General features: G+C 70.0%; 13 protein-coding genes. 7 read left to right on the top strand and 6 right to left on the bottom strand.

From position 1 onward, the window contains the following. Nucleotides 1-59 precede the first annotated feature (59 nt). Nucleotides 60-1,820 (bottom strand): family 20 glycosylhydrolase, encoded by a 1,761-nt coding sequence (locus LIU39_RS19585; RefSeq protein WP_227048066.1) that lies wholly within the window; start codon nt 1,818-1,820, stop codon nt 60-62. A 126-nt stretch (nt 1,821-1,946) separates the two neighbouring features. Here LIU39_RS19585 and LIU39_RS35625 point away from each other — a divergent pair, with 126 nt between their 5' ends. The 5 genes from LIU39_RS35625 to LIU39_RS19560 all read left to right on the top strand — a co-directional run bounded on the left by LIU39_RS35625 (nt 1,947) and on the right by LIU39_RS19560 (nt 6,426). Beyond that, complete coding sequence (locus LIU39_RS35625) at nt 1,947-2,825, top strand: 2-oxo-4-hydroxy-4-carboxy-5-ureidoimidazoline decarboxylase (protein ID WP_372463974.1); 879 nt, start codon at nt 1,947-1,949, stop codon at nt 2,823-2,825. A 180-nt stretch (nt 2,826-3,005) separates the two neighbouring features. After that, nucleotides 3,006-3,386 (top strand): succinate dehydrogenase, cytochrome b556 subunit, encoded by a 381-nt coding sequence (gene sdhC / locus LIU39_RS19575; RefSeq protein ID WP_037678497.1) that lies wholly within the window; start codon nt 3,006-3,008, stop codon nt 3,384-3,386. 9 nt (nt 3,387-3,395) lie between these two features. Then, nucleotides 3,396-3,875 (top strand): succinate dehydrogenase hydrophobic membrane anchor subunit, encoded by a 480-nt coding sequence (locus tag LIU39_RS19570; protein WP_227048065.1) that lies wholly within the window; start codon nt 3,396-3,398, stop codon nt 3,873-3,875. A 23-nt stretch (nt 3,876-3,898) separates the two neighbouring features. After that, nucleotides 3,899-5,653, top strand: a complete 1,755-nt coding sequence (gene sdhA, locus LIU39_RS19565; RefSeq protein WP_227048064.1) for a succinate dehydrogenase flavoprotein subunit — start codon at nt 3,899-3,901, stop codon at nt 5,651-5,653. Then, a complete protein-coding gene (locus LIU39_RS19560) occupies nt 5,653-6,426 on the top strand; it encodes a succinate dehydrogenase iron-sulfur subunit (protein WP_227048063.1) in 774 nt (257 codons plus the stop codon). Before sdhA ends, LIU39_RS19560 begins: the two co-directional genes overlap by 1 nt. A 564-nt stretch (nt 6,427-6,990) precedes the next feature. On the opposite strand, the gene LIU39_RS19555 is transcribed toward LIU39_RS19560, so the two are convergent. Next, nucleotides 6,991-7,371, bottom strand: a complete 381-nt coding sequence (locus LIU39_RS19555; RefSeq protein ID WP_264483008.1) for a MerR family transcriptional regulator — start codon at nt 7,369-7,371, stop codon at nt 6,991-6,993. Nucleotides 7,372-7,591: 220 nt separating this feature from the next. On the opposite strand from LIU39_RS19555, the gene LIU39_RS19550 reads away from it, so the two are divergent. After that, a complete protein-coding gene (locus LIU39_RS19550; protein WP_227048061.1) occupies nt 7,592-8,440 on the top strand; it encodes an alpha/beta fold hydrolase in 849 nt (282 codons plus the stop codon). Between the two features lie 199 nt (nt 8,441-8,639). Beyond that, nucleotides 8,640-9,518, top strand: coding sequence for a TetR/AcrR family transcriptional regulator (locus LIU39_RS19545; protein WP_227048060.1), 879 nt, complete (start codon nt 8,640-8,642; stop codon nt 9,516-9,518). A 72-nt stretch (nt 9,519-9,590) separates the two neighbouring features. Here LIU39_RS19545 and LIU39_RS19540 read toward each other — a convergent pair whose 3' ends face one another. The 4 genes from LIU39_RS19540 to LIU39_RS19525 form a co-directional block, all read right to left on the bottom strand. Beyond that, nucleotides 9,591-10,106 carry an FBP domain-containing protein gene (locus LIU39_RS19540; RefSeq protein ID WP_227048059.1) on the bottom strand — a complete coding sequence of 172 codons (516 nt, stop codon included), beginning with the start codon at nt 10,104-10,106 and terminating at the stop codon, nt 9,591-9,593. Nucleotides 10,107-10,254: 148 nt separating this feature from the next. After that, on the bottom strand, nt 10,255-11,358 hold the full coding sequence (locus LIU39_RS19535; protein WP_227048058.1) for a S8 family serine peptidase: 1,104 nt from the start codon (nt 11,356-11,358) through the stop codon (nt 10,255-10,257). Nucleotides 11,359-11,566: 208 nt separating this feature from the next. After that, nucleotides 11,567-12,952, bottom strand: a complete 1,386-nt coding sequence (locus LIU39_RS19530; protein WP_227048057.1) for a hypothetical protein — start codon at nt 12,950-12,952, stop codon at nt 11,567-11,569. 48 nt (nt 12,953-13,000) lie between these two features. Next, nucleotides 13,001-13,312: a hypothetical protein gene (locus LIU39_RS19525; RefSeq protein WP_227048056.1), complete on the bottom strand. Its 312-nt coding sequence runs from the start codon at nt 13,310-13,312 to the stop codon at nt 13,001-13,003. Between the last annotated feature and the right edge of the window lie 49 nt (nt 13,313-13,361).

The following is a 13,361-nucleotide window of genomic DNA, read 5'->3' as shown; positions in this document are numbered from 1 at the left end:
GTGGGGGGTGGCGGCCCCGGCCGTCCCACGCGCCTTCCTGGTCCGGGGCCGCCGCCCGCTCACACCTTGTCGGCCAGCGTCCGGAAGTCCGCCCAGCTCATCGCGGGGGTCCGCGGATCCCACACCTTCTGTGCCAGCGCCGCGAGCGGCATCCGGATCCCGCGCGCGATCTGCTCCGGGGTCTGCGATCCGGCCAGGTCGCACCAGATCGCGAACCGCGCGCCCTGGATCCGGTCGGGCCCGGTCATGCTCTTCGGGACGTTCACGGGCGAGGTGTGGCGCAGCACCGCCGGGGTCCAGCTGCGGTAGATGCGTTCACCGGTCGGGTAGACGAACTCGTTGGGCTCGCCCAGGACGTAGTAGAGGTACTCGTCGTTGAGGTTCACGAGGTTGCGGCCCTCGCGCAGGAATTCCGCGGGGTCGCGCTTGCCGATCTCCTTGCCGGTCCAGTAGCCGACCGTACGGTTCTTGTCGGCCTTGACCTTCGCGTCCGGGAAGAAGCCGTCGTTCCACGCCTCGATCCGGTTCTTGCCGGCCTTCTCCACCGTCTTCTGACGGTCGTTGAGCCAGCCGGTCGCCAGGTCCTCGATGGTGCCCTGCGGCCCGTACTTCTTCCGCGCGGCCTGCGCGAGCCCTGGGTACGAGGCGGCGGGGTCGGAGACCATCAGCGCCTGGTACTCGTCGCCGCCGAGGTGCCAGTAGGCGGGGGCGCCCTTGGGCGAGCCGAACAGCGAGGCGTACTCGCGCAGCAGGTCGTCGACGAGCTTGGCCGAGGCGGGCTTGGAGATGTCGATGGCGCCGCGCAGCACGGTGCCCCGGGCGTTGCGGAGTTGGAGGTCGGGGTGCTTGTCGAGCACCGCGCCCAGGTGTCCTGGCGAGTCGATCTCCGGGATGACGGTGACGTGCCGGGACTGCGCCACCTTCAGCAGGTGACGGACCTGGGCCTTGGTCAGGTGGTCCTTGGAGACGATCTCCGGGTGGCTGTCGCTCTCGATGCGGAAGCCCTGGTCGTCGGAGAAGTGCAGCTGGAGCTGGTTGAGTTTGAGGTCGCCGAGCTCGCGGATCCTGGCCTCGATCCACTGCGCGTCGAACGGCTTGCGGGCGTTGTCCAGCAGCATGCCGCGCTGCAGCCGGTCCGGCCGGTCCTCGATGGTGCCCTCGGGCAGGCCGCCCGCGGCGTGCACGGCCTGCTTGACGGTCCTGGTGCCCTGGAAGATGCCGGCGTCGGTGGGGGCGCTGAGGGTGAGCCGGGTGCTGCGGGCGGTGAGGGTGTACGCCTCGTCCGCGGTGGAGCGGGCCGGGGCGTTGTCCGGCAGCTGCTCGGGCGCCTTGCCGCCCTTGCCCGCGAGCTTCAGCTCGATGTCGCCGGGCCGTACGGTCTGCTTGCCCCAGACCACCGGGATGCCGCCGAGGTCCTGCGCGAGCAGCCGGGCCTCGTCGGCGACGGTGCTCTTCTCGCCGGCCGGCACCACGATCCGCGCACCCTTGGAGGGCCGCCAGCCGCGCCCGTCGGCCGGTCGGAAGTCCCGTACGGCGGGGATGGTGCGGGGCTTGCCGGTCACCGCTTTCCAGGTGGGGGTGGGGGCGGCGGACGGCGGGGATCCGGTGTTGCCGGGGGGATCGGCGTCGGCGGCGTTCGAGCAGCCGGTCAGCGTCAGCGCGGAGGCCAGCAGGGCGACGGGGAGGGCGGCGCGGGATCGAGGGGAATGCGTTGTGCGCGCCGTTCCTGAAGGTTTGTCCGGGACCGGGGTGGGGGTCCGCTGGGCCCGTGGTGCCGCTTTCGGCCATTCGGGGCGCCTCGGCCGGCTCGGGTTCAACATCGTGCAATCCTCACTTTTCGGGGCGAAGACATGGAAAGTGCGCGGCATTGACGGCGCACGCTGCGGAAACGCAGGATCACCACTCCGGCAGCCGTCCACCGCCCACGTGAAACGTCTCTCATCCGGGTGAAAACCGCGCATCCGTCGGACAGTGCCCGACGCTCGTCGTTACGGTGGCGTCGCCGTTCGGCAGCCCGCGCACCGGGCTCCCGGACCGCCGGAATCGCTCCGGGGCCGCGCGCCGCACACCAGTCGTCACGGCTCCCACCTCCGCTTCCGTACCCGTCCGGGATCCGTACGCCGCCCGTCCAGCTTCCGTCAGCAGTCCGCATCGCACCCGTCGACGCACCTCAGGTCCCGCGCCCGGCACCCACCCGGCGCGCCCCCGTCCCGTCCGTCCCGTCCGAGGAGCCCACGCTGTCCGGCGACATTCCGGCCGCCCGGCCGACGACGCTGCATCTGTCCCACGCTCCGCGGCGCGGCATACCCTCGCAGAGCCCCGGCCCGCTCCCGCCACTTTCGGACACCGCGGAACCGGTCGCCTTCAACGCCCTGCCGCCGGACGCCGCCAGGGCCGCGCTGCCGTCCTGCTGCGGCAGCCGCAGGTGGGTCGCGCGGATCGCCGAGCACCGGCCCTATCCCGACCTGGGCGCGCTGCTCGCCGCGTCCGACGAGGCGTGTTACGACCTCACCCCGGCCGATCTGGACGAGGCGCTCGCCGCCGAGTCGGCCACCCCGCTGCCGCTGCCGGTCGCCACGGGCCCCGGCATCCTCGCCGCCCACACCGCCCTGCGCGCCGCGCACGCCGAGTACGAGCGCCGCTTCCGGCACGCCTTCGTCATCTGCCTCGACGACTACCAGGACGAGGAGCGACTGGACCAGATGCTGGCCGGTATCCGCACCCGGCTGGGGAACGACCCGGACGAGGAGCGCGCGGTCACCGCGGACGAGCTGCGCCGTCTGGTCCGCGGCCGACTGTCACGCCTTACGGCCGAATGTCCATAACATCCTGATTCGCACTTGTGTGATAGCCCGTTGGTGCCTGTTTGATCACACCTAAGGGCCCCGGCGTAAGGAACCGACAGCGCGTCGCTACGATGGCCAGGGCCGGTGGACCGTACCCGGCCGGGCCAGACCGACAGAGAAGCCGGCAGGCCCCAATCCCCGCTCCCGGAGGGTTTTTCCGTGCCGGCTGGAACGCTGTACCGCGGCCGGGAAGGCATGTGGTCCTGGGTGGCTCATCGAGTCACTGGCGTCCTCATCTTCTTCTTCCTGTTCGTACACGTCCTCGACACCGCTCTCGTCAGGGTCTCTCCCGAGGCCTACGACGACGTCGTCGCGACTTACAAGACACCCATCGTCAACGTGCTGGAGTACGGCCTCGTCGCCGCAATCCTCTTCCACGCGCTCAACGGCCTTCGCGTCATCGCGGTGGACTTCTGGTCGAAGGGCCCGAAGTACCAGAAGCAGATGCTGTGGACCGTCGTGGGCGTCTGGGTCGTGCTGATGGCCGGTGCCTTCTACCCCGTGCTGCAGCACACCCTGCGCACGCTGTTCGGGAGCTGATGACGCGAGATGTCTGCTGAAACAACTTCCCCCGCAGGTGCGACCGTGAACGACGTCAGCCTTTACGACGTGGACAACCCCGCGCCCGTCATCGAGCCGCCGCGCAAGCGCACCAAGAAGACCCCGAAGTCGACGCGCACCAACTTCGAGCTGTACGGCTGGCTGTTCATGCGGCTGTCCGGCGTCGTGCTGGTCGTCCTCGTCCTGGGTCACCTGCTGATCCAGCTCGTGCTGGACGGCGGCGTCTCCAAGATCGGCTTCGCCTTCGTGGCCGGCCGCTGGGCCTCGCCGTTCTGGCAGGGCTGGGACCTGTGCATGCTGTGGCTCGCCATGCTGCACGGCGCCAACGGCCTGCGCACCGTCATCAACGACTACGCGCAGCGGGACACGACCCGCTTCTGGCTGAAGATGCTGCTCTACACCGCCACGGTGTTCACCGTCCTTCTGGGCACGCTGGTGATCTTCACCTTCGACCCGAACATCGCCTGAAGCCGGGGCTGAGGTAACGACCAATGAAGATCCACAAGTACGACACCGTCATCGTCGGCGCCGGCGGCGCGGGCATGCGCGCGGCCATCGAGTCGACGAAGCGCAGCCGCACCGCGGTCCTGACGAAGCTCTACCCGACCCGCTCCCACACCGGCGCGGCGCAGGGCGGCATGGCCGCCGCCCTCGCCAACGTCGAGGAGGACAACTGGGAGTGGCACACCTTCGACACGATCAAGGGCGGCGACTACCTGGTCGACCAGGACGCCGCCGAGATCCTCGCGAAGGAGGCCATCGACTCCGTCCTCGACCTGGAGAAGATGGGCCTGCCGTTCAACCGCACCCCGGACGGCACGATCGACCAGCGCCGCTTCGGCGGTCACTCGCGTAACCACGGCGAGGCCCCGGTCCGCCGGTCCTGCTACGCGTCGGACCGCACCGGCCACATGATCCTCCAGACGCTGTACCAGAACTGCGTCAAGGAGGGTGTGGAGTTCTTCAACGAGTTCTACGTCCTGGACCTGCTGCTCCAGGACGTCGACGGCGTGAAGAAGTCGGCCGGCGTCGTCGCGTACGAGCTGGCGACCGGCGAGATCCACGTCTTCCAGGCGAAGGCGATCATCTTCGCGTCCGGTGGCACCGGCAAGTTCTTCAAGGTGACCTCCAACGCGCACACGCTGACCGGTGACGGCCAGGCCGCGGCCTACCGCCGCGGACTGCCGCTGGAGGACATGGAGTTCTTCCAGTTCCACCCGACCGGCATCTGGCGGATGGGCATCCTGCTGACGGAGGGCGCCCGCGGTGAGGGCGGCATCCTCCGCAACAAGGACGGCGAGCGCTTCATGGAGAAGTACGCGCCGGTCATGAAGGACCTCGCGTCCCGTGACGTCGTCTCGCGCTCCATCTACACGGAGATCCGGGAAGGCCGCGGCTGCGGTCCGGAAGGCGACCACGTCTACCTGGACCTCACGCACCTGCCGCCGGAGCAGCTGGACGCCAAGCTGCCCGACATCACCGAGTTCGCGCGCACGTACCTCGGCATCGAGCCCTACACGGACCCGATCCCGATCCAGCCGACCGCGCACTACGCCATGGGCGGCATCCCGACCAACGTCGAGGGCGAGGTGCTGCGCGACAACGACACCGTCGTGCCGGGCCTGTACGCCGCCGGCGAGGTCGCCTGCGTCTCCGTGCACGGCGCCAACCGCCTGGGCACCAACTCGCTCCTGGACATCAACGTCTTCGGGCGCCGGGCCGGCATCGCCGCGGCCGAGTACTCCGCCGACCACGACTTCGTCGAGCTGCCCGAGAACCCGGCGCAGCAGGTCATCGACCAGGTCGAGCGGCTGCGCGACTCCAACGGCACCGAGCGGGTCACGGAGATCCGCAAGGAACTCCAGGAGTGCATGGACGCCAACGTGATGGTGTTCCGCACCGAGCAGACGATCAAGACCGCGGTCGAGAAGATCGGCGAGCTGCGCGAGCGGTACCTGAACGTGTCCGTCCAGGACAAGGGCAAGCGGTTCAACACCGACCTGCTGGAGGCCATCGAGCTGGGCAACCTGCTCGACCTGGCCGAGGTCATGGCCGTGTCCGCACTCGCCCGCAAGGAGTCCCGCGGCGGTCACTACCGCGAGGACTACCCCAACCGCGACGACGTCAACTTCATGCGGCACACCATGGCGTACCGCGAGGTGGGCGCAGACGGCTCGGAGTCGATCCGCCTCGACTACAAGCCGGTCGTGCAGACCCGCTACCAGCCGATGGAGCGTAAGTACTGATGAGCAGCCCCACGCTTGAGAAGCACTCCGCGGCACTGGACGCGGCGGAGAACACCGCTTCGCAGATGATCACCGCCACCTTCCGGATCCGCCGGTTCAACCCGGAGGTCTCGGAAGAGGCGAGCTGGCAGGACTTCCAGCTGGAGATCGATCCCAAGGAGCGCGTCCTGGACGCCCTCCACAAGATCAAGTGGGACCAGGACGGCACCCTGACGTTCCGCCGTTCCTGCGCCCACGGCATCTGCGGTTCCGACGCCATGCGCATCAACGGCAAGAACCGCCTGGCGTGCAAGACGCTGATCAAGGACATCAACCCGCAGAAGCCGATCACGGTCGAGGCCATCAAGGGCCTGACGGTCCTCAAGGACCTGGTCGTGGACATGGAGCCGTTCTTCCAGGCGTACCGCGACGTGATGCCCTTCCTGATCACGAACGGCAACGAGCCGACCCGTGAGCGGCGGCAGACCGCCGAGGACCGCGAGCGCTTCGACGACACGACGAAGTGCATCCTCTGCGCCGCCTGCACGTCCTCCTGCCCGGTGTTCTGGAACGACGGCCAGTACTTCGGCCCGGCGGCGATCGTCAACGCGCACCGCTTCATCTTCGACAGCCGTGACGAGGGTGGCGAGCAGCGTCTCGAAATCCTCAACGACAAGGACGGCGTCTGGCGCTGCCGTACGACCTTCAACTGCACGGACGCCTGCCCGCGCGGTATCGAGGTCACCAAGGCGATCCAGGAGGTCAAGCGCGCGCTGATCACGCGACGCTTCTGATCCTGCCCCGGTCCTGGTGCCGATGCCGGTACCGATCCGGGTCTGCACGCCCCGGAGGGCCCCGCTTCCGTACGTACGGAGGCGGGGCCCTTCCGCGTCCGCACCCGCCGGATACACCAGCACGGGCGGCAGCGCGGGCTCGACACCCTCCGAACCGGCGTACGGGGTAAGGAAGTCCGGGAAGTAGCCGTGCCGCAGCACCAGGGCAACAGGGCCCGCAACGGCCCTGGGCCGTGCCGTACGGCATGCTGCCGCCAGGCATCCCGCGCCGGATCGGCCCCCGAAACCCCGCAGACTGTGCAGGCTCAGCGCGGTCTCCCACAGCGGGTCCGCACCGTCCGCCAGTCGCGTACGCGCCAGATCCTGCCTCGTGAAGTGCACTCGCAGCACGCCAACCACCCGCCGCCGGCCCCCGCGACTCCCCCGAGCACGGTGCACACGAGGATCCGACTCCATGGCCGGTTTCGGCAACCCGCGGGCGACGATCGGGGAATTCCGTTGGCGGCGGGCGGGGTTGGGCCCGGGGGACTCCCCGGATCGCGGCGGCGGGTCCTCCGGCGTCTCTCAGGCCGAACGGAGCGCGCGGGCCGCCAACGCCTCGTCCTGGGCGCGGCGTTCGCGCATAAGACCCGCGTACCGGCCCAACGCCTCGCGACGGTGCAGGAGTTCGGCGATCTCCGCGTCCAGCCGCGCAAGCTGTCCCTCCACCACCCCGCAGGAGAAGGCACACGCCTGCAGGCCGGGACCGCCCTGCGCACACGGCAGCAGCTCACGGATCGTGTCCGTACTCAGCCCGGTGGCGAGCAGCTCACGGATCCGCCGGACCGTCTCGGCGGCCTCCGGGCCATAGCGGCGGTATCCGTTCCCGTCACGTTCGGCACGCAGCAGCCCCTGCTGCTCGTAGTAGCGCAGCGACCGCGTGCTGACACCCGTACGGCTCGCCAACTGCCCTATCCGCCATGCCTCCTGCCGCTGCCCTCCCGCTCCCGCGGACAGCCCCGCCACATCCCCCGCACACGGCTGAACCCCCCGCACGACACACCCTTCCCACAGCACTCCCGGCGCCCCTCCTGCATTCCTGATTCCGCCGGATTCCCCCGAATATCGGGAGGGCGCGCCCTGCAACTTGACCTTGACACCGGTGTCAAGGGGCAACCTGCCGCCCATGACGCACATTCCCGCACCCCCGGCCCCCTCCATCTCGCCGCTCCCCCCGCTGTCCACATCGGTCACCCGCCCCCCGGCCGCAGCCGGACCGCCCCACGGGCCCGGCCCCGGCATCCTGCTCGCGCACGGCGCCACCGGCAGCATCGCCGACAACTTCGCCCCGCTGATACCGCTGCTGGCCGACTCCGGTCACACCGTCGTCGCCCCCGACTACCCCGGCTCGGGCGCCACCCCCCGCGCCGATGGCCCGCTGTCCCTGGACGCGCTCGCCGACGCCCTCGTCGCCGAGGCGGTCGCGGCCGGCGTGGAAACCTTCACCCTCGTCGGCTACTCGCTCGGTACGGCAGTCTCCGTACGGGCCGCCGCACGCCACCCCGAGCGGGTGCGCGGGCTGGTGCTCACCGCCGGCCTCGCCCGGCCCGACCAGCGCATCCGCATCTGGCTCGACCTGTGGCTGCGCCTCCTGGACCGCGGCGACTACACGGGCTTCGCCCAGGCCCGTACGCTCGCCGCCTTCGCCCCCGACCATCTCGACGCACTGCCCCCGGACGCGCTGGCGGCCGCACTCGACGACGACCCGGCGGGCCCGCCGCCGGGCTCCGCCGAGCAGGCCGCACTGGTCGCGACCGTGGACACCACCGCCGACCTGCCCGAGATCGCGGTACCGGCCCTGGTCATCGCCACCACCCTCGACCCCCTGGTCCACCCCTCCCAGTCCCGCTACCTGGCGGACCACATCCCCGGCGCCCGGTACGCGGAGATCGCGACCGGTCACCTCCCGATGGTCGAGCGCCCCGAGGAGTGGACGGCCCTGATCACCGGCTTCCTCGCTGAACAGTCCCTGTAGCCCGGCGCCCGGCGACAGGGCCGCTCCCCGCGCCCGTACGGCTTGCTGCCCACCACGGTGCCGGGCCCCTCCTCTAGGCTCAGGGGCATGCCCGCCCGCAGGCACGGGAGCGGGCGCATGGGCGGCACGAGGACCAGGACGAGGGCGTAGAGCGGACGTGAACGACGAGACGCCGGCGGGTCAGGGGCATGGACCGGACGTGAGCGACGAGACGGCGGCGGGCGCGGAACGGACGCCGGGCCCGGCCGGCTCCCGGAAGCGGCCGCGGCGCAAGACACCGGCGGAGGCCGCGCCGGGGCCGGAGGCAGGCGCGAAGCCCGGCCCCGGCGCCCCGTCCGCCCCCGCCGCGAAATCCGGCCGCCCCACCGCCAAGAGCGAGCAGACCCGGGCGCTGATCCTGGAGACCGCGATGCGGCTCTTCCAGGAACGCGGCTACGACCGGACGACCATGCGCGCCATCGCCCAGGAGGCCGGGGTCTCCGTGGGCAACGCGTACTACTACTTCGCCTCCAAGGAACACCTCATCCAGGGCTTCTACGACCGCATCGCCGCGGAGCACACGGCGGCGGTCGAGGACGTCCTGGCCCGCGAGACGGATCTGGCGGGGCGGCTGAGCGGCGTGCTGCTCACCTGGCTCGACATCGCCGCGCCGTACCACGAGTTCGCCGCACAGTTCTTCAAGAACGCCGCCGACCCGGCGAGCCCGCTCAGCCCGTTCTCCGACGAGTCCCAGGGCCCGCGGGCCACCGCCATCGCCCTGCACCGCCAGGTCCTGGCCGGCGCCAAGGTCTCGGCGGACCCCGAACTCACCGCCCAGCTACCGCAGTTGCTGTGGCTCCAGCAGATGGGCGTGGTCCTCTTCTGGGTCCACGACCGCTCCCCGGGCTGCGCCCGCACCCGCCGCCTGGTCGAACGCACCTCCCCCTTGGTGGCCCGCGCCATCGCCGCCTCCCGCTTCCGCGTGCTGCGCCCCCTGATCCGCGAAGTCACCGACGTCCTGGCCGAGTTCCTGCTACCGACGACGGACAGGGCCCCGGATCCCCCAGCCGGACGGCGGGACGCGAAGAACACCCCCTAGCGGGATACCGGACGCACCACGGACGCCCCTGGACGCCGTTGGTCCGAATCCGTACTCCCTCATCCACACGCCCTAGCTCCGCGCCGGCTCCCTCTCCATCACCTTGTCCAGGAACCCTTCCAGGTTTCCCGTAAGGCGCTCGATGCGGTCCTCCAGCGGCAGCGTCTCCTCGTACCGCGCGGCGAGCTGCGACCGCTTCTTGCCGCGTACGTACAGCGAGCACGCGAGGTCGGCGCAGAAATACGCCCCTACGGTGTTCCCCTGACGCCCGGCGGGCCCGGCGCGGCGCGCGGCGAGCAGGCTGACGCCGGAGCCGGGGTGCCCGGTCATACAGACCGAACACACCGTCGTCTTCGTGAAACTCCGCCGCACGCCCTGCGGCACCCGCAGCGTGACCCCCATCAGGCCGTCCCCGCGCGGCGCCACCAGGTAGCCCCGGTCCGGCGCACCCGGGTCACGCCACCCGAGAAAGTCCAGGTCCCCCCAGGGGAGCTCCGTCATCCGCGCCGGGAGGCTGATCCGGCTCGCCTCGCCCTTCGAGCAGTTCACGAATGACGCGCGTATCTCTTTTTCGCCAACGGGGTCCATAGCGGAAAAAACTAACAGCGGGCGCGCGGCATGTCGCCCGGGTTTCCCCCGGCCGGGCCGCCCCGCCCCGCCCCTGACATGGAAAAAGGCGGGCCGCCGCACGCGAACCCGCCTCTTTGCCGTTGTCAGGCCCGAGGCCCGTTCCCGCTCACCCCCAGGACTGGCCCCCCCGGCCGTTCCGGCGCCGCACCAGTGCCACCACGCCGATCACGACACCGGCAACGATGACGACACCGAGCCCGATGCCGCCGTAGAGCAGCATGGCCTGCTTGCCGCCCATGGGGGGGGTGGGGTCCTGCCCGTCACCCGGGGCCGCGGCCTGATCCGACGCTTTGCCCTGCGGCATCGGGAGCGGCCCTTCCTTGGACCCCGCGGGAATCTCGTGGGTCAGGGCGGCCAGCGGCTGGATGTAGCCATAGCCGTAATGCGCGTCCGGGAGCTTGGGGCCCCGGCTCTTGACCGAATCCGGCAGCCCGGCGGTCTTCACCAGCCGGTTGGCGATCTGCCCCGGTGTGAGGTCGGGGTACTTCTCCCGCAGAAGAGCCGCGGTGGCGGAGGCGTAGGCCGTGGCGATGGAGGTGCCGCTGCTTTTGCCGTAGCGGGTGCCGTCGCCGCCCATGATCGGCACGTCGGCACCGGGGGCGGTCAGATCGACGGTGGAGTTGTAATTGCTGCCGTCCCAGGACTTTCCGTATGCGTCGATGGCGCCGACGCCGATCGCACCCGGGCAGGCGGCCGGGTACCGCTTCTCCGGCAGGCCGTCGTTGCCCACACCCGCCACGACCACCACGCCCTTTTCGATCGCGTAGTGGATCGATTCGCACATGTCCGGTGTGTTCTTGTCCGCGACGAACGACATATTGATGACATCGGCGCCGTGATCGACGGCATAACGGGTGGCGTCCGGCGCCTTCTTGTCCGCCGTCAGGGGCAGAATCTTGGCATCGGGCGCCAGCCCCTTGAGCCCGTCCTGCCCGCCAGGGCCGTGTCCGTGCCCGGCAATGAGGGCGGCCATGCTGGTTCCGTGGGTACGAATATCTTCACCCTGATTTGCCTCGGGGAATTTTCCCACCGAGTTGGGGAATTCGTGGCCCGACTGGAATACGCCCGTCAGGTCGGGGTTGTCGGCGAAAAATCCGGTATCGATAACGGCGACGGTGACGCCCTTGCCGGTCGCCTGCTTCTGCACACTCGCCGCATCAAAGGCGGTCAACGGCCACTGCTCACCGACTGCTTGGTCCGCCGCGGCCATTCCGCCCGTGGTCAGGAACAGCGCTCCCGTCAGCGCAGCACCGATGGTCGCGCGCAGGGTACGTGTGACCCTCATGCCTTGCTCCTCACTACTTCCGTTCCGGGCGGATACGGCCGCCTGAAGGGATGTCCCGTACGGGTTGCACGGGGCACCCCCTCGGCCGGCGGGGCGCCGGCACTCCGTCGTCGTTCTACTCGATGTCGCCGTTCTACTCGATCACGCGAGGCGCCACATTACGTTCCGGAGTCCAGGTCTCCTCATCCTCGACAAGGTAGTCGGGCCGCTGCTTGCCGGGACGCTCCTTACCGTCCTTGCCCCGCTTGCCCGTTGCGCCCTGCATCCCTGCACCGCCCGTCTTGCCGGCCGGAGACTGCGTGCCGCCCCGGCTGCGGTGCAGCGCGGAGCCGCCCTGCTTCGCCCCGCCTGCCGGACCGCCCGGCTTGCCCGGCGTACGCGACGGTGCGCCGCGCCCGGCAGCGCCGCCCCCGGGCATTCCGGTACGGCCGCCGATGCCACGGCGGCCGGGCCCCATCGTTCCGCCCATGCCACCGGGCCCGCCGATGGCACCCGGCGGGACGAACACCCCAGAGCCGCCACCCGGATTGCTGTTTCCCGAGCCGCTGCCACCGCCGCCGGTACCCCCGCCGATGCCGGGGTGTGCCGGTGTCAGCGTTCCGCCCTGGACGCTGTCGAGGTCGGTCCGGGCGGACGGCGCGACTGGCTTGATGTTGCCGAGCTCATCGCGCTGGATGCCCTGACCGTTGTGCCGCGAGAGCGGCGAGTGCGGCGAGAGTGTGGATGTCTTGGGATGCGTGCCGCCCACGACCGGCATGTTCACCGGCGGCGGAGGCGAGTACGGATCCGGCCGCGTTGGCCAGTCGCCGGGGCCACCGGGCGGCGGCCCCGGTGCCACCTGTCCGTTGTGCGCGCGGTAGTGCGCCGCCAGCTCCTCCATCACGATGACGGCCTCGACCTGGCGCTCCTTGCTCAACGAGAGCTTGTCCCGGTTGAGTTCGAGCGCCATCTTCGCGTCCATCTTCGGATTGGCCATGTCCTTGTGGAACTGTGTGTCGTCACCCGAAGAGTTGAACGCGCTCTCGACCTTGCCGGGGTCCTTGATCCCCGACATGGTCTTCTGCGCCTCGCGCAGGTTGTACGCGATGCCGGACCTGGGGCCCGACGCGCGGCTCCCGATGAGCATCGACTCGACGTTCCGCGCATGGCCGTAGGTGCGGTCGATCTTCTCCAGAACCCTGCCTGCCTCCCGCCGGAACGCCTCGGCGGCCGAGCCGCGCCAGTGAGCCGACGCGTGGTCCACCGCGTCCTGGAACGACTTGCGGATGCCGCCGTGACCGTCCTGGCCCGCGAGCCGGTCGGCCGAGCCGCGCCAGTGGTCCCCCGAGGTCTCCAGCGCGTGCGGGTCGGCCCCCTCCAGCATTTTGCGGAGCGCGTTGATCCCGTGGTGGTGGAAGTCCGATGCGGACTTCTCGATCGGCTTGTGCCCTTTGAACTGCTGGAGCTGCTCCGACCGGTGCTTCTCGTCGATCTGCTTCTCGTACGCCTTGTTACCGTCACGGTCCATCGGGCCGGGCACGGACTTCCCCCTTAGTCGTCTTCCTGGCTTTCGTCACCCGCTCCGGTCTCACCCCGTCATGGAGGACCGGGTCTCGTGCTCCTGGTCCTCGTACGCGCCCCGGCTCCGCTCGGTCTTCTCGCCGAAGTTCTTGATCAGATCCTGCAGGGCGGTGATGACCTCCGTCATGTAGCTCTGCATCTCGTCGTGCGCTTTGCTGATGTCCGTGGCCTCCAGAAAATCGGATCCGAACGCCGACTTCGGGATGGCCGTGCTGTATTTGATCTTCTGGCTGGGATCATCCATGTCCCCCTGAAGATGCTTGAGCTGGCGCACGACGCCGTCCAACTCGTCAAGGTCGACCTTGAATTGTTCGCCCATTGCTTCACTCCCCCGTTCGCTCGTTCGTACGGGCCTGCCCGAGCCCGCG

It is taken from the genome of Streptomyces pinistramenti, from assembly GCF_020564935.1.
Taxonomy (GTDB): Bacteria; Actinomycetota; Actinomycetes; order Streptomycetales; family Streptomycetaceae; genus Streptomyces; species Streptomyces pinistramenti.
Note: the sequence above shows the minus strand (reverse complement) of the source record. Positions and strands in the feature narration are given on the sequence as shown.